The sequence below is a fragment of the Draconibacterium orientale genome (genome assembly GCF_900111425.1).
Taxonomy (GTDB): Bacteria; Bacteroidota; Bacteroidia; order Bacteroidales; family Prolixibacteraceae; genus Draconibacterium; species Draconibacterium orientale.
In genome coordinates this window covers 1-22,689 of the sequence record NZ_FOHT01000051.1, presented here as the reverse complement: position 1 = coordinate 22,689, position 22,689 = coordinate 1, and the positions used below count along the sequence as shown (strand labels likewise).

Annotated in this window: 18 protein-coding genes; 6 read left to right on the top strand and 12 right to left on the bottom strand. The window is 42.2% G+C overall.

Going from position 1 to position 22,689, the window contains the following annotated elements:
- Positions 1-315 precede the first annotated feature (315 nt).
- Together BMW53_RS19430 and BMW53_RS19425 are read right to left on the bottom strand one after the other, a co-directional pair.
- Positions 316-1,239, bottom strand: a complete 924-nt coding sequence (locus tag BMW53_RS19430) for a DUF1338 domain-containing protein (protein ID WP_038558451.1) — start codon at positions 1,237-1,239, stop codon at positions 316-318.
- Between the two features lie 89 nt (positions 1,240-1,328).
- Positions 1,329-2,246: a carbohydrate kinase family protein gene (locus tag BMW53_RS19425; RefSeq protein WP_038558448.1), complete on the bottom strand. Its 918-nt coding sequence runs from the start codon at positions 2,244-2,246 to the stop codon at positions 1,329-1,331.
- Positions 2,247-2,422: 176 nt separating this feature from the next.
- Here BMW53_RS19425 and BMW53_RS19420 point away from each other — a divergent pair, with 176 nt between their 5' ends.
- Positions 2,423-3,037, top strand: a complete 615-nt coding sequence (locus BMW53_RS19420; protein WP_038558446.1) for an acyl carrier protein phosphodiesterase — start codon at positions 2,423-2,425, stop codon at positions 3,035-3,037.
- Positions 3,038-3,052: 15 nt separating this feature from the next.
- On the opposite strand, the gene BMW53_RS19415 is transcribed toward BMW53_RS19420, so the two are convergent.
- From BMW53_RS19415 to purH, 7 genes are all read right to left on the bottom strand, one after another.
- Positions 3,053-4,348 carry a KamA family radical SAM protein gene (locus BMW53_RS19415; protein ID WP_038558444.1) on the bottom strand — a complete coding sequence of 432 codons (1,296 nt, stop codon included), beginning with the start codon at positions 4,346-4,348 and terminating at the stop codon, positions 3,053-3,055.
- A 263-nt stretch (positions 4,349-4,611) separates the two neighbouring features.
- A complete protein-coding gene (gene rodA / locus BMW53_RS19410; RefSeq protein WP_038558442.1) occupies positions 4,612-6,039 on the bottom strand; it encodes a rod shape-determining protein RodA in 1,428 nt (475 codons plus the stop codon).
- Entirely contained in the window at positions 6,039-7,856 is a 1,818-nt protein-coding gene (mrdA, locus tag BMW53_RS19405; protein ID WP_038558440.1) for a penicillin-binding protein 2, read from the bottom strand. The genes rodA and mrdA overlap by 1 nt, the downstream gene beginning before the upstream one ends.
- A gap of 99 nt (positions 7,857-7,955) precedes the next feature.
- On the bottom strand, positions 7,956-8,429 hold the full coding sequence (gene mreD / locus BMW53_RS19400; RefSeq protein WP_175463521.1) for a rod shape-determining protein MreD: 474 nt from the start codon (positions 8,427-8,429) through the stop codon (positions 7,956-7,958).
- A 10-nt stretch (positions 8,430-8,439) separates the two neighbouring features.
- Positions 8,440-9,288, bottom strand: a complete 849-nt coding sequence (gene mreC / locus BMW53_RS19395; RefSeq protein WP_038558437.1) for a rod shape-determining protein MreC — start codon at positions 9,286-9,288, stop codon at positions 8,440-8,442.
- Positions 9,289-9,306: 18 nt separating this feature from the next.
- Positions 9,307-10,329, bottom strand: a complete 1,023-nt coding sequence (locus tag BMW53_RS19390; protein ID WP_038558434.1) for a rod shape-determining protein — start codon at positions 10,327-10,329, stop codon at positions 9,307-9,309.
- Between the two features lie 46 nt (positions 10,330-10,375).
- The gene (gene purH / locus BMW53_RS19385) at positions 10,376-11,968 is read right to left on the bottom strand and encodes a bifunctional phosphoribosylaminoimidazolecarboxamide formyltransferase/IMP cyclohydrolase (RefSeq protein WP_038558432.1); all 1,593 of its coding nucleotides are present in this window, start codon (positions 11,966-11,968) and stop codon (positions 10,376-10,378) included.
- Positions 11,969-12,238: 270 nt separating this feature from the next.
- Between purH and BMW53_RS19380 the strand changes: the two genes are divergently transcribed.
- Positions 12,239-13,492, top strand: a complete 1,254-nt coding sequence (locus BMW53_RS19380; protein ID WP_038558422.1) for an ABC transporter permease — start codon at positions 12,239-12,241, stop codon at positions 13,490-13,492.
- On the opposite strand, the gene mgtE is transcribed toward BMW53_RS19380, so the two are convergent.
- Together mgtE and rsmA are read right to left on the bottom strand one after the other, a co-directional pair.
- Positions 13,489-14,847 (bottom strand): magnesium transporter, encoded by a 1,359-nt coding sequence (mgtE, locus tag BMW53_RS19375; RefSeq protein WP_038558420.1) that lies wholly within the window; start codon positions 14,845-14,847, stop codon positions 13,489-13,491. The genes BMW53_RS19380 and mgtE overlap by 4 nt on opposite strands.
- A gap of 3 nt (positions 14,848-14,850) precedes the next feature.
- Positions 14,851-15,618, bottom strand: a complete 768-nt coding sequence (gene rsmA, locus BMW53_RS19370) for a 16S rRNA (adenine(1518)-N(6)/adenine(1519)-N(6))-dimethyltransferase RsmA (RefSeq protein ID WP_038558418.1) — start codon at positions 15,616-15,618, stop codon at positions 14,851-14,853.
- A 189-nt stretch (positions 15,619-15,807) separates the two neighbouring features.
- Here rsmA and BMW53_RS19365 point away from each other — a divergent pair, with 189 nt between their 5' ends.
- From BMW53_RS19365 to BMW53_RS19350, 4 genes are all read left to right on the top strand, one after another.
- On the top strand, positions 15,808-16,830 hold the full coding sequence (locus BMW53_RS19365) for a lysylphosphatidylglycerol synthase transmembrane domain-containing protein (RefSeq protein WP_038564603.1): 1,023 nt from the start codon (positions 15,808-15,810) through the stop codon (positions 16,828-16,830).
- A gap of 470 nt (positions 16,831-17,300) precedes the next feature.
- Entirely contained in the window at positions 17,301-18,554 is a 1,254-nt protein-coding gene (locus BMW53_RS19360; protein WP_038558416.1) for an ABC transporter permease, read from the top strand.
- 65 nt (positions 18,555-18,619) lie between these two features.
- Positions 18,620-19,630 carry an LLM class flavin-dependent oxidoreductase gene (locus tag BMW53_RS19355; protein WP_038558414.1) on the top strand — a complete coding sequence of 337 codons (1,011 nt, stop codon included), beginning with the start codon at positions 18,620-18,622 and terminating at the stop codon, positions 19,628-19,630.
- Between the two features lie 90 nt (positions 19,631-19,720).
- On the top strand, positions 19,721-20,332 hold the full coding sequence (locus BMW53_RS19350; protein ID WP_038558412.1) for an NUDIX hydrolase: 612 nt from the start codon (positions 19,721-19,723) through the stop codon (positions 20,330-20,332).
- 232 nt (positions 20,333-20,564) lie between these two features.
- On the opposite strand, the gene BMW53_RS19345 is transcribed toward BMW53_RS19350, so the two are convergent.
- Entirely contained in the window at positions 20,565-22,511 is a 1,947-nt protein-coding gene (locus BMW53_RS19345; RefSeq protein WP_081804827.1) for a putative porin, read from the bottom strand.
- Between the last annotated feature and the right edge of the window lie 178 nt (positions 22,512-22,689).

The following is a 22,689-nucleotide window of genomic DNA, read 5'->3' as shown; positions in this document are numbered from 1 at the left end:
TCTACAAGCTAAACCGGAGGTATTTTGGAGAAAAACTCTTTGACAGGCTGGTTATTGCTGGAATTACTGGACTATGACTAAATACGGATATTCAACTTGGATATTTTACATTTTAAATAGTCACCAACAAAAAGCGTACTATCGTGAGAAAAGATGTGTATAAAGGATAGCTACTCGTAAGAGAAATAATTGTGTCGAAGGAACAATCAGGGGGAGTATTTAAACTTTGAACCAAAAGTTGCTATTGATTTTCAATGGGCTTTCAGAAAAAAAGGGAAGCCGGCCGCTTCCCTTTCCTTTTTCTCCTCCATTACTCTAATTATCCCTTGTTCTGGTCATATCGAACAGGTGCCTCGCCTGCTCTCCAAGGAATCCTGAGAATAATTTCTCCTCCCCATTTTCAATCACTAAACCTCTTTCTGCTAATTCGTAGTAGGCATAGGTCCAAGGCATCTTTTCTATTCCATCCTCGCCCTTTACCTCTACTTCTTCTTTTACAGCCAACGTAGCCGATTGCTGCAATTTACTTCCCTTTTCTCCCTCAAGGGTTTCTTTCATAGGTATTCCGGCTTCGGCCAACCCTTTGCAGGTTGATTCCAGGTCGGGCCATTCACTAACATTCTGATAGTTTACAAAAGCAGTAAAATGATTCACCGCGTTACCATGCAAAAGTACCCACGCTGCATATTGCGACACATCGTTTACTTTCAAAACATCGTCTTTCTTCGGAATATTCCATGGCCTTCTGAAATATTGAGCTAAATCCTTTACCAGCATTTCGCCTGCCACTCGTGGCAACTCTCCCTTCTTTTTTAAAGTTGCCAACAAACCGATACTTTCATCCGATAATAAATAAGGCGTTTCTTTAACCGTATTTTTTATTATTTGCTGTGCCCATTCAGGTAATTCTTCTACCTCCAGCTGGCTAACAAATAGTTTGGGAAACATCGGATCGGGATGTTCAAAATGAACGGCGTTCAGTTTTTTCTTTTTGAAATTGTATTTCTCAACCGGTACATACTCCAGGCAGGAAATAATGTGCTTTATTGCTCTTATTCCTTCCGGCTGTTCGCCTGTGTGTGTGTTAAATGTTCGAAAGGCAATATGATCGTTTACTACGCTACCTCCCTTACCAATAACCAGGCGCTGATATTCACGGGCATACGAAACACGATCGAGATACATCTTCCACAGCTGAGTGAGTAATGCATTGGTAATTTCTTTTGCTGTAACTTTCATCCTGTAGCTTTTTTATTTTAAACATAAAAAGCAGGGCTTTTGTTACTAAAAAACAGATGTTTAAGAATATAGGATAATTGGTAAAAAAACTATAGCACCGGCCTGTGCTGACTGGTATTTTTCATGAATTCGAGCACGTCGTCTTTTGTAAACGAACTGGTTGCACCCATTTTTGTGGTATTTAATGCTCCAACTGCATTCCCGAATTTCAGGGCTTCGTCAACCGGTTTTCCATTCAGATAATAATGCAGGAATCCGGCGGCAAATGCCATTCCCGATCCAATATTATCAATGGCTTTTAAATTATAACCCGGCTCAAAAAATAAGCCCTCGGTAGCATGCAGCGCTAAAACACCTGTGCTGCCACGTGTGATAATTACAATGTCGATTTTGTATATTTCAGCCAATTCCCGGGCAAAATCTTCAACCTCGGTATATTCAATTTCCAGTTTATCGGCCAAAAATTCGATCTCCTTCTCTTTTATACGCACAACATTGGCAGCTTTCAGTAAACGCTTAACTACCTTTCTACTAAAAAAATGCTCGAACAACTTGAGATCGAAAAAGTGCAGCGAATCGGGCGATTCTTTGATAAGCTCACGCAATGTATTTTTCGAGATACCAAAACGTTGTGGCAACAATCCAAACACCAAACAATCGGCTTTGCGAACCAATTTTAGTGCTTCGGCCGAAAACTCGATATGATCAAAAGCCACATCGTGCGCCACTTTATAAACCGCCTCGTCGTTTTCGTTAAAACTTACCTCAACTGTTCCGGTTTTAAATACCGGATCGAGCTGAACATTTTTATCCGAAATACCTAGTTTTATAAGCGTATCAATGGCTTCCATTCCCAGTTCATCGTCGCCAACGCGCGAAAGTAAATAGCCTTCTTCACCCAGTGAGTTACACCTGAAGACGAAATTAGAAGGCGTTCCTCCCAACACTTTACCATTAGGTAAAATGTCCCAGACAACCTCTCCAAATGCAACTATTTTTTTAGCCATAATTTTACTTTCGGATGCAAATGTAAAAATTAATAAAACGCGATCAAAAGTCTGTATGTGTCTCTTTTTCAAAATAAAAGCAAAAACAACCTAATTGGCTGATAGTAAACCACTTTTACACATAAAAAAAAGAAGCTAAAAAACAAATTTTAACTTTAAGCGTTTGTTTCTTTACCATGAACTATTTAGCACATCTTCATCTTTCGGGGGAATCGGAAAAAATGCTGGTTGGCAATTTTATTGGCGATTACATAAAGGGCAATAAATACCTGTTGTATGAAGACGAAATTGCCAGGGGTATTTTGCTTCACCGCCATATCGATTCCTTTACCGATGCACATCCGCTGCAACGGGAAGCCCGGTTGCTTTTCCGCCCCGAATTTGGATTGTATTCGGGAATTGTAGTCGATTTTATTTACGATCATTTTCTGGCGCGAAACTGGGACCACTACTCTCCCCTTCGCCTGCCGGTTTTTGCCAAACGGGTTCATGCCATTTTACTCAGCCACTTTAGTTCGTTGCCGCTGCGTGTTCAGGGATTTCTGCCTTTTCTTATTCAACACAAACGTTTGGTTTCGTATGCTTCGGTTGATGGCATTATACAGTCGTTAAAAATTATGGGCAAGCATTCCAGTCTGCCATCAAAATCAGAAAAAGTTGAACGAATACTTTTGGAAAACTACACAGAATTAGAAACAAATTTTGAGGCCTTTTTTACCGAGCTTCTCGATTTTGTTTCTGAAAAGCAAGGCGTTGAAATAAAAAAACCCGATCTGATGACCGGGCTTTAATTAGCGTTATATTTTTTATGCAAGTAATTCAAGGAAGGCTTGTTCATAAAAGAAATTCGATTCGCCAAAAGCCGGTTTTAAATCATCGAGCCAAATGGCATTCGGATCGTATTTGGCAAAAAACGGGCGACCAACCCAGCTCGGATCGCGGCCCTGCAAAAAGTTCAAAACAAATACTTTTTTCCCTGCCACTTCGCTCACACCAACAATTTGCACTTTGCCCGGGTTACACGACATGCTCGGTCCTTTAACCGTGCGACATACGCCACTAACCTGATTATAAGCGCTTCTGAAAATTTTCCAGGCACGATCGAGCGTTACAGCAAAATAGTCCTGAGCACCGGTATCGCGGGCAATAAACATGTAATAGGGAGTGATTCCCAATTTTACCTGTTCCCTCCAGTTTTCGGCCCAAATATCGCTATGGTCGTTTATATTGTGTAACAACGGCGATTGTGAACGAATCTGTACGCCGGCACCAATAAGTCGTTTTACGGCCTTTTGAACCGCCTCTGTTTTTAATTCTCCCGGATGATTGAAATGAGCCATTAGGGCGATGTTAATTCCGCGCTTTTTCACTTTCTCAAACAAACGCAACAAATCATCAGCATCCTCATCAGTTGTATAACGATACGGCCAGTATGCCAACGATTTTGTGCCGATACGGATATTACGAAGATGTGGAATATCGGCATCAAGCAGAGCGTTGAAATAAGCTTCGAAGAATTTGGTTTTCATTACCGCCGGATCGCCACCGGTAAACAATACGTCGCTAATGTGCGGGTTGGCCTTAATGTATTCCACCAAAGTATCTGCCTCTTTCATGGCAAATTTAAAGTCGTTTAGCGCAAACTGCGGCCAACGAAAACAAAAGGTACAATAAGCATGGCAGGTTTGTCCCTGGGTTGGAAAAAACAACATGGTTTCGCGGTATTTATGCTGAATACCGCTTAGCTTTTTACCATTAAAAACCGGCACGTTACTTTCTTGCCCGGCAGGATTTGGATTAAGCTTTAACCTGATTTTATTAACTTCTTCCTGAATGGTTTTTCGTGGAGCGTTACTTGTTATTAACGAAGCCATTTTGTTAAAACTGGCTTTATCAAGCATTTCTCGTTGCGGAAAATTGAGTATAAAAAATGGATCGCGTTCAAAATTATTCCAGTCGATCAACTCATCAACTACATAATTATCAGTTTTAAAAGGCAAAACCGTTCCAACCACCTCAATTTCCAGTTTCTGTTCTTCCGAAAGAAACGCCATTTGCGGAATTTGCCTAAAGTTGTGAAGAGAATAAGGTTTATAAATCATCTCATTAAATTTTTTTAATGGGATCGCATGCAAGTCGATCTGCAAAAATGAACGCACAAGTCTAAGTATTCGCTACTCGAATAAATCTGCGGTTCTTCCTCCCATAGGATATTAAAGAACTATATTAATTTTTTCTGTCTGTTTTTCCCTTTTTTGATGAATTTCAGCAAAGAAATTCTTCCGATTTTTTTAAGCCCCACAAAGGTATAAAAATGGGAGTACTAAAAAAATGTTTTACAGAATCTTGCGAAGAAGCCAAAACACTAACCAGAAAGTTTCTCCAATCGACTGGCATCCAGCCGAATAAGTATAAACAAGAGGATTGTGAACGACCACAATGAAGATCCGCCGTAGCTAAAGAACGGAAGCGGTATGCCAATAACGGGCATCATGCCAATGGTCATTCCAATGTTTACCATAAAATGGAAAAAGAGGATTACTGCCACCGAATAACCGTATATACGCGAGAATGTTGACCGTTGCCGCTCTGCCAGCCAGATAAGGCGCATAAAGAAAAACAAGAATAGTAAGATTATGCTCAGTGTTCCAGCAAAGCCCCACTCTTCGCCAACGGTGCAAAAAATAAAATCGGTACTCTGTTCAGGTACAAAATCAAACTTGGTTTGTGTGCCTTCAAGGTAGCCTTTACCCCACATTCCTCCTGAACCAATGGCAATTTTACTTTGGTTTACGTGGTAGCCGGCACCCTGCGGGTTCGATTCAATTCCCAGCAACTCGTTTATCCGTGCCTTGTGGTGAGGCTCCAAAAAATTCTCGAAACCATAATCAACCGAAATGGTAAACAGTATGGAACCAATAAATACAATTGCTATTTTTGTGTAATTCGAAAACTTGTTCCGAACACTATGGTACAACACAATTAATGAGCCTGCCACAGCCCCGGCAAGTATAAATTGTGCCAAGGTGTATGATGTGTTTACCACAAAACTTAAAAGAATAAAAAAACCAATGGACAAGGCATAAATAATTACAACATTAAAAAACTGTTTGAGCTTTGGATTAAAAATTAAGAACATTAATAAAGCCACTCCAACCATAATTAATGCAAGCGAGAGATTGGCCAATACAAGGGCTAAAACAAAAAGCAGCGCTACCAGAGTTCCGAAGAAAAGTACCACTCCCGATAAACCTTCACGATACAACACCAGAACAAACGAGAAGTAAACCAATGCCGAACCGGTATCGTTTTGCATCAGAATTAAAACCACCGGCCCCAATATTATTGCCGCAACAGTTAGTAACGATTTTGGAGTTTGTAGTTTAAATCCATGAGTACTCATGTATCGGGCCAATGCCAGTGCTGTTGCCGATTTGGTAAACTCGGACGGTTGAAATAATATCGGGCCAATTTCAAACCACGACCGTGCCCCGTTAATTTCTTTACCAACAAACGGCACCAGCAATAACAGCAATATGAAAGCGCCATAAATAATGTAGGAGAAAAACACATAAAAGTTAACCTCCAGCAACATAATTATCAAGGCCAAAACAAAAGCGGCTCCGATCCACATCAGCTGTTTTCCGTATTGTTGTGTAATATCGAAAATACTTTGGTGCTCGTCGCTGTACAAAGCGGCATAAATATTAAACCAGCCCAGAAACAGCATGAGTACATACAGGCCAACGGTTAACCAATCAATATTTGCTAATATGTTATTTCTTCTTGGCATTAATCTGCTAATTCCGGGTTGTGAGGATCTGTTAACACAGCTTCCATCATTTGTTTCTGGTAAATAAGCCGGTTATCGGCAATGCTATCGTTCAGGTATTTTTCAATCAGTAAACTGGCAATAGGCGCTGCATAACTAGCCCCCCATTTACTGTGTTCTACATAAACACAAAGTGCAATCTTCGGATCTTCTGCTGGTGCAAAAGCCATGTACGCCCCATGATCGATTCCCTGGTTATTTTCAATGGTTCCGGTTTTTCCGCAGTAACTGATTCCGGGAACCGAACGATTCAAACGCGCAATGGTAACTTGCCGCATTCCCTCATAAACAGGCTCAAAATATTGGTCTTCAATTCCGGTTTCGTGTTTAACCGAAAAGCTGCTTCGTACCGTATCATTCTCCACTTCCTTAATTATGTGTGGCTGATAATAGTATCCTCTATTGGCCAGAATTGCCGCCAGATTTGCCATTTGCAAAGGAGTTGTTCCCAGCTCGCCCTGACCAATTGCCAGCGAGCGTACGGTTAAAGCCCGCCACCAATCGCCTTCAAACTTCCGGTTATAATAATCGACTGTTGGGCGCAGTCCCGGATTTTCGTTATAAAACTCGGCACTTACTTTTTGCCCCAACCCAAAACGTTTTACGTACTCACTCCACACTGCAAAACCTTCAGCAGTAGTTGGGAATTTATTGATCGTATTGCGAAAAGTATTCCACATAAACGGATTACACGACTCGCGTACCGCATCGATAACACTTGCCGGCGAAATATGATTGTGTGTACACCTGATCGGACTTGATGCTTTACCATTACACACAACCCTTGTAGCCGTGTTGATCGCTCCTTCCTGCAAGCCAATTAAAATGTTGAATGGTTTAAATGTCGATCCCGGCGGATAACGCGCTTGTAACGACCGGTCGAACAAAGGCATTAAAGTATCGTTTTGCAGGTGACTAAAATTCTTACCACGAACCCTGCCCACCAACAAACCGGGGTCGTAGGTTGGAGCACTTAGCATTGCCAGTATTTCGCCTGTTTTTGGTTCGATGGCAACTACGGCTCCTTTTTTATTCTGAAAAAGTTTTTCGGCATAAAGCTGCAAATCAATATCGATTGTCGAAACCAGGTTTTTACCAATTTCGGCCGGTTTATCTTCTGTTCCATTCAGGTACGATCCCTGAATTCGGTTGTGCACATCAACCATGAATTTTTTTACCCCTTTAACCCCACGCAACTGCTTTTCGTAAGTTCTCTCTACCCCGCTTTGCCCAATGTAGTCGCCCGATTTATAGTACTTATCGCGTTTTATGTCGTTGGCATTCACCTCGCCAACATACCCCAAAACATGAGCAGCTACAGGGTGTGTATATTCGCGCAATGTTCTGGTTTGCGAGTGAAATCCTTTAAACTTATACAGCTGTTCCTGCAACAAGGCAAAATTTTCGGGCGATATTTGTTTGATCAACACCGATGGTTTGTACCTCGAATATTTTTTGGCTTTGGCAATTCCCTCTTCCAGATCGGGACGAGTAATGTCGAGTAAATTACACAGTAAAAGTGTATCAAACTGCTCCACTTCACGCGGGGTAACCATCAGGTCGTAAGCCGTTTTATTGTACACCAGCAACTCGCCGTTACGGTCGTAAACCAATCCGCGCGCCGGATACTGCACAACTTCGCGCAAAACGTTATTGGTAGCATATTGTTTGTAGTCGGAATCCAACACCTGCAGCCGAAACAAATCGATGGCATAAATCAATGCTACCACTGCAAAAACAGCGGCAACAATATAACTTCGTTTCGACAAATTGTTCATGTATTACCTGGTCTGTAAGATATTCTTACTAATAGCAACTATAAGCTGCAATTCTTTTTTAAAAAGTTCTAATTTAAGTATCCTTCTTTTCGACTTCTGTTAATCGCGAAATACAATAAACTGGCTTAAAACTATAACAAAAATTGAAAACAACGAACTTAAAACGATACGATATAAAGTTCTGAGAATATCGACAAAAGTAAACACTTCGATAAAGAAAAGCGCTACATGATGCAGCAACACCATTATTGCCGTGTAGTACAGAAACCAGCCCAAACCGTTTTGCGCCAGTCCGGGGTAATCGGCCATGTCTTCTTCGCGGTTGGTAATTGCCCTGATAATTGGAGGTCGCAGAAAGGCAATAAACACCGAAGCAAAAGCATGAATACCCAGTGAATTGGAAAAGATATCGATACTAAGGCCAATGAAAAATCCGCCCAAAAGAAGCACATACCTCGGTGCGTTTACGGGAAGCAGCATAATAAACAAAATGTAGATGTATGGATTTACAAACCCACTGATCTGCACCTGGTTTAAAAACAGTACCTGCGTTAGCACAAGCACCGTAAACATTATGGCATATTTAATAATTTCCCGCCCCATTTATTACTTTATTCTCCAGAGCTTTCAACTCCTCTTTCTTTACATTTTCGATGACATGTACATAGCGTATCGATTTAAAATCGACAGCCAGCTTCACTTTTATATTGTAGTAATTTTCGCCCTGTGGCTTATCAAACGATAGAATGGTACCAATCAGCAATCCTTCAGGAAAAATGGATGAATACCCACTTGTTACCACCGTATCGCCGGTTGCCAGGTTAACGTGAATGGGTATTTCCTGCAAGTCGGCCTGCCGGTAATTCTGGCCATTCCAGCGTAATGAACCATAATAGCCCGAGTTTTTGAGCTTGGCCGAAATGCTCCATCGCGGATTAAGCAACGACAAACCCGAAGCGTACGATTTGGAAACGCTGGTAACCACACCAACCACTCCCTCGGGTGCCAAAATTCCCTGATCGGCTTGTATTCCGTGGTCGAGCCCCTTATCGAGTGTGATATAATTCTGCTGTTTATTGGCCGAATTGTTAATAATACGCGCTGCCCGGAATACAAAGCGTGAATCGGGCAGTTCGTGTGTAATAACTATCGAATCGTGACTTGATATTTCTTCCAATGTTCCACCATCCAACATCGAACGGAGATAAGCATTTTCGTTTGCCAACTCTTCGTTTACGCGTGCCAGTTCGAAGTACTGAAACACCGAACTTGTAGTATTGTAAAAACTAGCCGAAATAAAATTGGCCGAATTCAGAAAACGCGAGCGCTGAAAACTATTGTAGTTAAATACCATCACCAACGAAACCACCTCTAGTAAAAGAAACAGTAGAAACGCAAAATTTCTTACCAGGAATCGAAGGAGACTGCGCATTTATATTTTAACTTACTATTATCGGATCAGGAATGAGAAGTTTTCTACATTTTTCAGGGCAATACCGGTACCTCTTACCACCGCACGTAACGGATCTTCTGCAATATGGAACGGAATACCAATTTTGTCGGTCAGTCGTTTGTCAAGGCCTTTTAACAAGGCGCCACCGCCTGCCAGCCAAATTCCTTTCACCACAATATCAGCATACAATTCCGGAGGTGTTTGCTCCAGTGCACTCAACACCGCTGTTTCAATTTTCGAGATCGATTTTTCCAGGCAATGTGCAATTTCCTGATACGAAACCGGCACCTCAATTGGCAATGCCGTCATTTGGTTTGGTCCCTGAACTACATAATCCGGTGGTGGTTCTTTTAATTGCGACAAGGCCGAACCTACGTGAATTTTAATTTCCTCTGCTGTGCGTTCACCAATTTTAATGTTGTGCTGATGACGCATATATTCCATAATGTCGGCAGTAAGATCGTCGCCGGCAATACGGATTGATTTGTTGGTTACGATACCACCAAGAGAGATAACCGCAATCTCGGTAGTACCACCACCTATATCTACCACCATATTTCCTTCAGGAGCTTCCACATCTAAACCGATACCAATTGCAGCGGCCAGTGGTTCGTAAACCATGTAAACCTCGCGTCCGCCGGCATGTTCCGACGAGTCGCGTACCGCACGGATTTCAACTTCGGTACTTCCTGAAGGGATACAAATTACCATTTTTAAAGCCGGAGAAAACATCCTCGACTTCGGGTTAATCATTTTAATCATCCCCCTGATCATTTGCTCCGCAGCATTAAAGTCGGCAATCACACCATCGCGTAACGGCCTGATTGTTTTTAAATTTGCGTGCGTCTTCCCTTGCATTTGCCTGGCTTTTTCCCCAATGGCAACCATCTTTTCGGTTTTCAAATCGATGGCTACAATCGAAGGTTCGTCCACTACAATTTTATCATTATGGATGATAATAGTATTGGCCGTTCCAAGGTCAATTGCTATCTCCTGCGTTAAAAATGAAAATAAGCCCATAAATTAATTTGCTTTGTATCTAGTGCTATAAAGATAATTTTATTTATTAATGTCTGAAATGTCTGCGGCCTGTAAATGCCATGGCAATGCCAAATTCGTTACAAGCGTCGATCACTTCTTCGTCGCGGATGCTACCACCCGGCTCGATAATGTATTTTACACCGTATTCGTTGGCTGCTTCAATGCTGTCGCGGAACGGGAAGAAAGCATCCGAAATCAGTACCGATTTTTCGATATCCAATCCACCTTTCAGGTCGAAACGTGGCATGGTTAGGTAGCGCAAACTATCCAAACGGTTTGGTTGCCCCATTCCAGCTCCGGTTAACCAGAAAGCTCCGTTTTCAGTTTCGGTAACAACAGCAATCGCATTACTTTTTAAATGTTTACAAGCGATAGTTCCGAATTTGGCCAGGTTCATTTTTGAAGCTTCAAATTCTTTTTTGGTTACTGTTTTAAATTCAGTATCCAAACCTTCATCTTCATCCTGAACCAACATTCCGCCGCTAATCGAACGGTATAATTTTTCTCCTGCCACCATTGGGCGAACCGGTGTTACCAAAACGCGAAGATTTTTCTTTTTCGCTAAAACCTCCAGGGCTTCGTCGGTATATTCAGGAGCGATTATAATTTCGATGAATTTTTTGCTGAACCACTCGGCTGCTTCTATGGTAACGGTATCGGTAAAACAGATAATGCCACCAAATGCACTAATCGGATCGCCGGCCCATGCGAGTTCCAACGATTCCATGATGTTGTCGGTAACAGCCAATCCACAAGGATTTAGGTGTTTAATAACCGAAACGGCCACTTTATTTTCAAGGTGTGTAACCGAATGATACGCATCGCTGGCTGATTTCCACGCTGCATCGGCATCCAGCATATTGTTGTACGACAAGGCTTTTCCCTGCAATACTTGTGCATTGGCAAGGCCAGCACCTTCGGCAACGTTATCGAATTTGAAGAATGTTGCTGCCTGGTGTGGGTTTTCTCCGTAACGTAAAACATCACCATCGTTCAGGCTAATGCGCTCTGTTCCGGCATCAACTCCATCATTGAAATAGCTGAAAATTGCAGCATCGTAATGCGACGAAACGCCAAATGCTTTTCCGGCAAACCATTTACGGTCGGCTAAACTGAACTCGCCACTGTTGGCTTCCAGTTTCTCAAGCAGCGGTTGATATTCGTTTTGCGAAGGAACGATCACCACATCTTTAAAGTTTTTGGCAGCGGCACGAATCAATGAAATTCCGCCTATATCAATTTTTTCAATAATATCCTGCTCTTCGGCTCCCGAAGCCACAGTATCTTCAAACGGATACAGATCAACAATTACAAGGTCGATCTCCGGGATTTCATATTCTGTTAACTGGCTAACATCGCCCTGGTTGTCGCGACGTGATAAAATTCCGCCAAATACTTTTGGATGCAAAGTTTTTACGCGTCCACCCAATATCGACGGGTAACCGGTTAGACTTTCAACTGCCGTAACCTCAACGCCTAACGACTCGATAAAACTTTTTGTACCACCTGTACTTAAAATCTTAACACCCAAGTCGTTTAGTTTCGTAACAATCTTATCTAAGTTTTCTTTGTGAAAGACTGAAACCAGAGCAGTCTTAATTTTTTTATTATCAGCCATTTATTGGATTTTTCAAATTCGCTTGCAAAGATAAAAAAAACAGACAATTTACTATTATAAACAAAGGGCGAATTAAAATATTATTCACAGCTTTAAGTATTTCTAAAATCATTGTAATATTTTCACCAAAATTACACTAATAAAACAAATCTTATTGCTGAATTTGATGCAAGTAAAAAATTATACAAAAGCACTTTTTTAAAAGCTTTCGTTTTAAAGTAAGCACAATAGAAAACAAGTACTACTTTTACTCTAAATTAGAACCTGAAAATGTTACTGCTTCGATTGATATACGAGTCTTTTTCGTTTGCGGCAAATTCGCTTACGGCAAATAAACTGCGCACCATACTTTCGTTGCTGGGTGTTACCATCGGTATTTTCGCCATAATTTCCGTTTTTACGGTTATCGATTCATTGGAAGGTTTTATCCGCGACAGCCTGAATTCGCTGGGCAGTAACATGGTTTATGTGCAAAAAATGCCCTGGACGCCTCCTGAGGGCGAAACCGAATATCCGTTCTGGAAATACCAAAATCGCCCGGTTCCTACTTTAGAGGAAACCGAAGAGGTGATACGACGCTCACAAACCGTTGATAATGCCGCTTTTTTATTCGGCTTTGGCCGTAAAGTTCAGTACGGCAGCACCACGCTCGACAATGCTGTAATAATGGCAACCTCAGGAGGTCTGATGGATGTGTGGAACCTGGAAATTGCCAAAGGGCGCTACTTTACCGATTCGGAAATGCGAACCGGTGCACCGGCTGCAGTAATCGGGCACGAAATTGCCGACCAGCTTTTTGATGGACTGGATCCGGTTGGCCGAACCATAAAAATTCAGGGGCAAAAGTTCAATATTATAGGTGTTTACACGCCAATGGGGCAAGATGCTTTCGGCACCAGCATGGACCGCTACATCCACATTAGTGTGGTAAAATCGTATTACATGATTGATGTACGTGATCGGGATCGTGGACAAACCATTTGTATTAAAGCAAAAGACAATATCGACAGCGATAAATTTATGGCCGAGCTGGAAGGTATTATGCGCACCATTCGCCGGCTGAAACCAATGGAAGAGAACGATTTTGCATTAAATGAAGTAAGTATTGTTGCCAACCAGTTCGATCAGTTTTTTGTGGTGTTTAATTTGGCCGGAGCTATTATTGGCGGGTTCTCAATCCTTGTTGGTGGTTTTGGAATTGCCAACATCATGTTTGTTTCGGTAAAAGAACGTACCAAAATAATCGGTATTCAGAAATCGCTGGGAGCCAAACGTTATTTTATTCTGTTGCAATTTATTTTCGAGGCAATTGTACTTTCAGTAATTGGCGGAGTTATCGGGTTGCTTTTGATTTATGCAGGAACAATTATTGTAAACCAATCGACTGATTTCACCATCGTTTTAACTACCGGAAATATTATTAACGGACTAATGATTTCATCCGTAATCGGCTTCCTGGCGGGATTTATGCCGGCACGTGCTGCCGCCAAACTCGATCCGGTAATTGCAATAAATTCGGTTTAAACCAGGTTGAAAAACATACCCGATATACTCAGGTAGATCATCATTCCCAAAATATCATTCATGGTTGTAATAAAGGGCCCGGTTGCCAAAGCAGGGTCGATTTTAAAACGATGAAGAATTAAAGGTATTACTGTGCCAAACAAAGAGGCAAAAATGATGACAATAAATAAGGATATGGAAACCGAATAAGTAAGGTTCATATTCCCGGAAACAAAGAAGTTGTAGAAAAAAATGAGCACGGCAAAAATACTCGCCGTTAACACTGCAATTGATATTTCCTTCACCAATTTTCGGACAGGCGTTTCAATATCTTTTACACCACTTGCAATACTTTGTACCACAATCGACGACGACTGTACCCCAACATTTCCGGCCATTGCCGCAATAAGCGGAATAAAAAATGCCAGCTGGGTAACTTTGGTCAACGACTCTTCGTGCGAGCCTAGAACCACCGCACTTAAAATACCTCCCAATAAACCAATCAGTAACCACGGAAAACGCGCGCGCAGCACATGCCACACTTTATCGCCGGGCTCTACATCGCCGGTAATACCCGAAACCATCTGGTAATCTTTTTCGGCTTCGTCGCGCACAAAATCAATCACATCATCGAAAGTGATCCTTCCCTGCAAACGCCCGATTTCATCAACTACCGGCATGGCTACAAGGTCGTATTTATCCATCAGCTCAGCTACCTCTTCCTGACGCGTGCTGGTGAATACCTTTTTTACATCGGGGTCGTAAATTTTCGATACTTTGGTGTTGGTGTGATTTAATATCAGCTTTTTTAACGATAATATACCCTTTAGTTTATCATCATCATCGGTTACATAAATATAAAAGATCTCGTCCACCTCTTCTGCCTGCCGGCTTATTTCTTTCAGGCAGGTGGCTACATTCCAGTTTTCGTTAACGGCAACCAGCTCTTTTGCCATAATACCACCGGCCGAATCTTCTTCGTAATCCAGCAAATCAATAATATCACCGGCCTGCTCAATGTCTTCAATTTCGTTCAGTACTTCTTTCTGAACATCTTCATCCAGATCGGCAACCACGTCGGCAGCATCATCCGAATCCATGTATTCGATAAACCGCGTGGCGATCATCTCAGCTGGAATAACTTTTAAAAATCGGCGGCGGTCGTCTTCATCAATCTCAATCAGAACATCGGAAGCTTTTTCTCCATCAAGCAATAAATAAATGAATTTTGCTTCCTCGGTGTTCAGATCATCCATAATCTCGGCAATATCAGCCGGATGAAGATCTTTCATCAAGACAGCAACTTCCTTTTTGTTCCCTTCCTCAATCAGCTCTCTTAACTGCTCAATGTATTCTCTGGTGGCTTCAAAACTCATGATTTACTGTTTTTCGATTTCTTCGATTTTACAAGTCAGATCAATAAACGCACCGACCGAAAGTTGTTCAGGACGTTTCATAGCATACTCTTCGGGTAAAGCAGCGCAAATTTCCTTTAACGAGTTACGTAGCATTTTACGGCGAAGGTTAAAAGCTGCCTTCACCACTTTTACAAACAGTGCTTCGCTGCACGGTAGTTCTTTTACCTGGTTGCGTTTTAACCTTACCACTGCCGATTTTACTTTTGGCGGCGGGTTAAACACACCTTCCGATACGGTAAACAGGTATTCGATATCGAAAAAAGCCTGTAACAAAACACTCAGTATTCCATATACTTTTGATCCGTGAGGCGCGGCAATACGCTCGGCAACCTCCTTTTGTATCATTCCAACGGTTTCGGGAATGCGGTTGCGGTATTCCAATACGCGAAAAAAGATTTGCGATGAAATATTATACGGGAAATTACCGATAACACTGAATTGACCTGAAAAACGCTCAACAACATCAGCTTTCAAAAAATCTTCTCCCCAAATGTGTTGTAGTGTCGGAAAATTATGTTTGAGGTATTCTACCGATTCGGTATCGATCTCGACAACATGAACATTTAACTCGGGGCGTTGTAAAAGATATTGAGTGAGTACTCCCATTCCGGGACCGATTTCCAGTACATCCTGTACATCGGTGCCCAGGCTGTCAACAATTTTTCGCGCAATATTTTGGTCGGTTAAAAAATGCTGACCAAGATTTTTTTTGGGTCTTACATAGCTCATTACACTCAACTTCGTTCATTGTCAATTTTACTTAATATCCCTTTTTCTTACGATTAATAAAACAAATTTATATTTTTGCCATCAAAGAAATGCTCGGTACCTAACGGTATTTTTCGCGTCGTGAAAGTAGTAAAATTTAAGGGAAATAACAGATAGCGCGGAAAAGAAAGCATTAAAAAGACCTTGATTTTGAAAAAAACAATCGTTAAGATTCTACAGTTTATCGGCTTCTTCGCCCTTGGGGCATTCATTTTTTGGCTTATTTATAAAGATCAGGATATTGAGCGGATTAAGACCGTTTTAAAGAATGATGTAAACTACTGGTGGGTGGCACTCTCGCTGTTTATTGGTTTATTAAGCCACATCAGCCGCACGCTGCGCTGGGGCTTAATGATTGAGCCAATCGGGCACAAACCACGTTTTATCAATACTTTTTTGGCCGTAATGGTGGGCTATTTAATGAACATGGCTTTCCCGCGAATGGGCGAAGTATCGCGCTGTGGTGTTTTGGCACGTTACGAAAAAATATCGTTTACCAAATTAGTTGGTACCGTGGTTGCCGAACGACTAATCGACCTGATATCGCTACTGATTCTGCTTGCTATTGTCATTCTCTCGCAGTTTGGCAAGATGTTACATTTTATGAAATCCAATCCGGAAATATCGGAAAAACTGCATGCCGCTATTACATCGCCTTACCTTATTATCGGCGTTGTTGTATTTGCCGTTTTGATTTTCTTTTTCAGAAACGCATTTAAACATACGGCCTTTTTCAAAAAAATAATGGAAGTGATTCGCAACTTTAAGGAGGGTTTTATTTCTATTCGAAACATCGAGAAAAAAGGCTGGTTCTTTTTTCACTCCGCTTTTATCTGGGGCATGTATTACCTAATGCTTTACGTGGTATTCTTCGCTTTTGATTTTACCAGCAACCTGAACCCTATTGCCGGACTAACCACATTTGTACTGGCAAGTTTTGGGATGGTAGCACCGGTACAGGGCGGAATCGGGGCATGGCATTTTATGGCCAAAGAAGCCTTGTCGCTGTACGGCGTAGCCAACGAAAACGGGATTATCTTTGCTTTTGTGGCCCACACTTCAATGACAGCGATGATTATTCTTATCGGAATACTATCAGTAATGGTGCTTCCGTTTATTAATCGCCGAAGCGAACTGCCGGAAGCCGACCTGCAGGTTGAAACAGCAAAATAATAGTCCCAGACGGAAGTCAGAAGTAGGAAAAAGAACTAAAACTTAGAGCAGATTACATAGAGATTGCGGTGTATTGCAACTTTGGAACGACATTAAAACTATTGAGATATGCTTAACCCCTCACCCTGTCAGGAACTCAAGAGGGGAGCCAACAATTAACAAACTAAAGAGGATAGCATCAAGTCTTCTTCCGCCCTTACTATAAAACTGTTTTCCCTTCATAAGGGAAAATGTCTACAGTTGAGCTTGCGAAATTCCGTACTTTACGTCGGGAACAAAAGGGTAGCGCCTCAATTAAGCCAGTATTGACTTTGACATGAGCTCATTTATCAATAAAGAAACAAAGCAAAATGATAATAATTGCTTCTCCTCCTGAAATTTAAACTGATCCATCGAACTTCGGGCAAAAAGTAAAAAATAGATTTGTACATTTGGCTGCAGAAAATTGACTTTTAAAATCGTCTGAAATTTTGAACACCGAACTCTTTATATCGCGCAGGTTATTTTTCGATAAAGCAAACAAAAAGCAATTGTCGCAACGTATTATTCGTATTGCGCTGGCGGGTATTGCGCTGGGTTTAACAGTAATGATTGTTGCCGTAGCGGTGGTTACCGGATTTAAAAAAGAAATCCGCAACAAAGTAATCGGCTTTGGTTCGCATATTCAGATTATTAATTACGACTCGAACAACTCGTACGAAACCAGTCCTGTTTCCGAAAATCAGCCATTCCTTGACGATGTAAAAGCATTACCCGGTGTACAACGCCTGCAGCCTTATGCCACCAAACCGGGCATGATAAAAACCGACGAGTACATTCAGGCTATCGTGTTTAAAGGGGTTGACCAAAATTACGACTGGCAGTTTTTTAGCAAACACCTTATCGAGGGCCAATTGCCGAATATTACCGACAGTGCCCGGGTAAACGAAGTGTTGCTGTCGGCCCAGGTGGCCAAACTATTGCGCCTGAAACTAAACGACCGCATTGTGGTTTATTTTCTTACCGGCGACGAGGTGATCCCACGCATGCTGCAAATGCAGATTAGTGGTATTTACCGCACCGGTTTCGAAGAGTTCGACCAGTTGTTTATTGTGGGCGACCTGAAACAAATTCAGCGGCTTAACGACTGGCGCCCGGACCAGATTACCGGCTTTGAAGTAATTACCACCGACTTTTTCAATATCGACAACATTGAACAAAACATACGCAATATTATTATCAGTTACCGCGAAGAAAACTCGGAGATACTGCGCACACAAAGTATAACGCGCGTTTACCCACAAATTTTCGACTGGCTGTCGATTCTGGATATGAACGTGTGGATTATCCTGATACTGATGGTTATTGTTGCGGCCTTTAATATGGTGTCGGGTTTACTGGTGCTGATACTTGAACGTGCCGGAATGATTGGCGTGCTAAAAGCCATGGGAAGCCCCAACTGGAGCATCCGTAAAGTGTTTGTGTACCTCTCGGTATTTTTAACCGGTCGCGGACTGCTGTGGGGAAATATAATCGGTGTGGCTATCGTGTTACTGCAAAAGTTTTTTCATATCATTCAGCTTAATCCCGAGTCGTATTACGTTGATTATGTGCCGATGAATTTTTCGCTTACCCACCTGCTGCTGCTCAACCTCGGAACCATTGTAATTACTTCGCTGATACTTATTATCCCAAGCTGGTTTATCTCGAAAATTTCGCCTGATAAGGTGATTCGTTTCGACTAATTTCCCCCTGCGCATTAATCAAAATCCACCTTCCTTTGTTATATAGGCCAAAGGAGAAAACAAGAATGACAGACAGAAAACAATTGGCCTTTTCGGTGCTCGATTTAGCACCGGTTGCCGAAGGCTCGACTCCCGCTGATGCTTTGCACAACAGCCTCGAGTTGGCACAACATACCGAACTGCTGGGTTACAGCCGCTACTGGGTGGCCGAGCATCACAATATCATTAGTGTGGCCAGCGCCGCCACATCGATTATAATTGCTTACATTGCCGCAGAAACAAAAAACATACGCGTTGGCTCAGGTGGAATTATGCTGCCCAACCATTCGCCGCTAATCGTTTCCGAGCAGTTTGGCACCCTGGCTGCCCTCTACCCCAACCGAATCGATTTAGGCTTGGGCCGGGCCCCCGGAACCGATCCGGTAACCGCTGCCGAACTGCGCTACGACCGTATGCGTGCTGCGCAGGATTTCCCGAACGAAGTGCGTAAAATTCAACAATATTTCTCAGTCGAAAACAGAACAGCCGAAGTACGCTCTGTTTTATCTGAAGGTGCCAACGTGCCCATAACGATTTTAGGATCGAGTACCGACAGTGCTTACCTGGCCGCCGAACTGGGATTGCCTTATGCATTTGCCAGTCATTTTGCGCCACAAATGCTTATTGCCGCATTAAAAATATACCGCGACAATTTTAAACCATCCGCCCAATTGGACAAACCTTATGTGATTGTGGGTAGCCAGGTGGTTGCTGCCGAAACCGAGGACGAAGCCGAATACCTGGCCAGCACCATGCGACGCAGTTTTATGGGAATTATTACCGGCCGTCGCGAGTTGATGCAGCCTCCAACCCGGCATTTGGGCTACGAGAAATGGGGAATCATTAAAACGCAAATCGACCAGATGCTGGCCTGCTCGCTTATTGGCGGAAAAGAAAAAATTGAGCGCGAACTCCAAGAGCTTATAGCTAACACCGCTGCCGACGAAATAATCGTTTCATCGCACATTTACGACCAGCAAAAGCGGTTGGATTCGTACCGGATTTTTTCGGAAGTAGCGAAAGATTTTGAATATTGATCTGATTCGTCGCTTCGTTTACACTACCACAAAAATTGTTTCTGCATTTCGCCTTCTCAAATCAGCAGGTATTTTTTATTTTTGCGTCTAATGATTACGCATCCTGATAAAATAGCAGCCGCTTTAAAAGGAGCCCTTCCCGGTTCGCAGTCGCATTATAAAATGCTGCCGCCCGGACGTGTGCTAAATCCTGCTCCTGAAGACCAGGGCAAGGTGAAGCCAAGCAGTGTGCTGTTGTTGCTTTTTCGTGATGTTGACGGATTAAAGGTTTGCCTGATTAAGCGCCCCGTGTATATGAAACACCATGCAGGACAAATTGCCTTACCGGGCGGACGAAATGAGGCCAACGAAAGTGCAAGCGAAACGGCACTGCGCGAAACTTACGAAGAAATTGGAATTCCCCGGGATAAGATCAGGCTGCTGGGAACGCTTTCGTCGTTTTATGTTGAAGTGAGCCGTTTCCAGATAACACCATTTGTGGGCTGGATGGATACCAACCCTGAATTTATACTTTGCCCTGATGAAGTAGAGAAAACCATTCTTTTCCCCATTGAAGCCTTTAAACCACCGCACTCCACCATCGAATTAAAAACACTTACCGGATTAATGCAAGTGCCCTGCGTAAAATACGATGGAGAAATAATTTGGGGTGCTACCGCAATGATCCTTTCGGAGTTTTACGATTTAATCAATAAAAATTAGAAGTGTTAAATTTCGCTCCCCATTTGGCTGACGTCATTTCCCCTAATCAGGGGGAAAATTTATACCGATAGGTCAGAATTTTTAAAGTAACATCACACGTTTATCAGAGCTCCCGTCAGTTGACAGGTGAAGGATAAAGCAAAACTCAAAATATTTTAGTTCTGATAGAATCGCTGAATCTCCTTCACTACCTAAATAATTACCAAATATCTAAGTACTATAAACGAGTAACCTAATCGTACCATGCCCACGAAACGCCCAAACGGAAAGTAGCGCGCGGCATTGGGTAGTTTGGCGTTGTCATGTACGTGCCGTCAAGAAAGTGCGTGCCAAGGTTCATATATTTAAAGAAAACCTTCGTACGTTTCAGACGCAATGTAGCATATACATCTATATACGGATAATTGCCATATTCTTTTTCGCTCTGCAGGTAAAACAAACCGGTTGCCGGCGAGTACGCATCGGCATAATAGTTTGTATTATAACGCACATCGGCACCAATTTGAGTAAACATTACTTTCGAAATGGTAAACTGGTAGTAGGTATTTACAAAAGCCGACCATTCGGGTAAATGCAGGTAGCGCTCTTCCGACACTTTTTGCCAAAGCAAGCGCGTGCGGAAATGGAATCGCCGGTAGTTAAAATCCTTATCGGCATACACCGACATTACCAATATTTCGTTTGACGTTTGATCGGGAATAGCTTCCTCGTTATTATACAGAAAGTTATTTATGGCAGCGTAGTTGGCTGCCAATTCGAGTTTACGTTGTGGCACTCTGAATTTCGCCCCCAGTGTTAAACGTTGTTCGGCATCAAAATCATTGTCCCACTGAAAATGATTTGATCGGAATGTTTCCTGGAAATAGTCAGGAACTCTATTCTCGAACGAACCGGTAAATATCATCGCTGCCGCTGAATCGCCCCAGAAACTGAATGGTTTTGTTATCATTCCGTTTAACTCCAGCTCCCCTGCATTTCGTCCGGCCAGGTTCACTTTTCCATCGAAATTCCAAAGCCAAAAACTTCCCATTTCCCTAAAAATACCACCACCTACATACAGGTTCGAGTACTTAATATCAAAACGTCGGTGGGTCGAATCATTCACCTGAACTCCCGGAGTATTTCCGCGAAATAGTTCGTGCCCCAAAAAGGCTCTTTTCCCAAAGGTGTATTTTCTATTCGGGTTTTCGTACTGCTTTAGCTGAAATACATTACTTATTCGCCGGTACTTTATTTCATCGGTAGTGTAATCATCACCGTAATAAGTATTCATGAAGAAGGTGTTAGTAGTGTCTTCTTCGTCCACAAATTTCTGCGAATACCTGTCGTGCCCGAAACTGTACATTAAGCCCACAATCGGCCTGAAAACATCAACGCTGTCCACCGGATCAAAATCGTATTTTCCGATTCGGTATTCTGCTGTAGTATAATAATTAATACTATTGAATTGACTCCTGGCTTCGCTCAGGTTTGTCGGCCAGTATTCGGCCTCCTGCCCCGAGAAGAGTATTGTATCGTTTGTTAAACCACCGTTTTCGCTATTTTTTAACGAGTTTGAAATGAATCCGCCGTAAACATTCCACTGGTCGCGATTATAACTGGTGTTTAGTGCCACAAAATTGTTTTTGGCATCCTGAGCACTGTATTGCCCGTCGGATTTCTCCTGATTGGTGCGGAATGTCCAGTTCCAGAATCGCGTTACATTTTGCGAGTGCACCACATCAAAACGCGTTTCGTTATTCCTCGATTTGTTTTCGCTTTGGCTGTAATCGAAACGTGTATAGGGTGTAGTTGTATTCATGTACTTTATTTTCCCCGGAGTTAACAGGTAATCCTGCCTCGATTGAAGGAAAAAATAATTGGTTTGATTGCCACGTTGGAAAAAGTCGTTGCTCATTCCCGGGTTTCCGTAGTTGCCTGTATAGGTAGCCGATATTGAATTTTTAAATATCGGATGAAAGATATGTTTATAATCGTGCAGTGTATCTAAAACTGTTGAATCTTTAAATGCACCATCACCTTTCAGGTACCACAGTTTTATTTTTGATGGAACCTCCTTAACAGCTGTTTGTTCATTCTGTTCTCTTTGCGTATTAATACCGCGTGGCTGTGCTATAACCATTATGGGCAGTACCGTACAAATTAGAACAGTGAGCAAAAAATACCGTGCTTTTAGCATACAGAAAATTTTAACACAAATCTAAAAAAAGCATTTAAGCCATCATTATAAGTTAAATACTTTTTAGCTTAATTAACAACAATAAAAAAGCCCGTGCTCTATTGAACACGGGCTTTGGTTTAAATTGGCAGCGACCTACTCTCCCACTTTTACGCAGTACCATCGGCGCTGACGGGCT

Bases quoted from the DNA above. Each gene is read 5' to 3' on its own strand.
- BMW53_RS19345 (WP_081804827.1), bottom strand. From the start codon at position 22,511: ATGCTAAAAGCACGGTATTTTTTGCTCACTGTTCTAATTTGTACGGTA.
- mgtE (WP_038558420.1), bottom strand. From the start codon at position 14,847: ATGAGTTTTGAAGCCACCAGAGAATACATTGAGCAGTTAAGAGAGCTG.
- mrdA (WP_038558440.1), bottom strand. From the start codon at position 7,856: ATGAACAATTTGTCGAAACGAAGTTATATTGTTGCCGCTGTTTTTGCA.
- BMW53_RS19425 (WP_038558448.1), bottom strand. From the start codon at position 2,246: ATGGCTAAAAAAATAGTTGCATTTGGAGAGGTTGTCTGGGACATTTTA.
- BMW53_RS19430 (WP_038558451.1), bottom strand. From the start codon at position 1,239: ATGAAAGTTACAGCAAAAGAAATTACCAATGCATTACTCACTCAGCTG.
- BMW53_RS19355 (WP_038558414.1), top strand. From the start codon at position 18,620: ATGACAGACAGAAAACAATTGGCCTTTTCGGTGCTCGATTTAGCACCG.
- BMW53_RS19380 (WP_038558422.1), top strand. From the start codon at position 12,239: ATGTTACTGCTTCGATTGATATACGAGTCTTTTTCGTTTGCGGCAAAT.
- BMW53_RS19420 (WP_038558446.1), top strand. From the start codon at position 2,423: ATGAACTATTTAGCACATCTTCATCTTTCGGGGGAATCGGAAAAAATG.
- mreD (WP_175463521.1), bottom strand. From the start codon at position 8,429: ATGTTTACGGTGCTTGTGCTAACGCAGGTACTGTTTTTAAACCAGGTG.
- rsmA (WP_038558418.1), bottom strand. From the start codon at position 15,618: ATGAGCTATGTAAGACCCAAAAAAAATCTTGGTCAGCATTTTTTAACC.
- BMW53_RS19350 (WP_038558412.1), top strand. From the start codon at position 19,721: ATGATTACGCATCCTGATAAAATAGCAGCCGCTTTAAAAGGAGCCCTT.
- BMW53_RS19390 (WP_038558434.1), bottom strand. From the start codon at position 10,329: ATGGGCTTATTTTCATTTTTAACGCAGGAGATAGCAATTGACCTTGGA.
- mreC (WP_038558437.1), bottom strand. From the start codon at position 9,288: ATGCGCAGTCTCCTTCGATTCCTGGTAAGAAATTTTGCGTTTCTACTG.
- purH (WP_038558432.1), bottom strand. From the start codon at position 11,968: ATGGCTGATAATAAAAAAATTAAGACTGCTCTGGTTTCAGTCTTTCAC.
- BMW53_RS19415 (WP_038558444.1), bottom strand. From the start codon at position 4,348: ATGATTTATAAACCTTATTCTCTTCACAACTTTAGGCAAATTCCGCAA.
- rodA (WP_038558442.1), bottom strand. From the start codon at position 6,039: ATGCCAAGAAGAAATAACATATTAGCAAATATTGATTGGTTAACCGTT.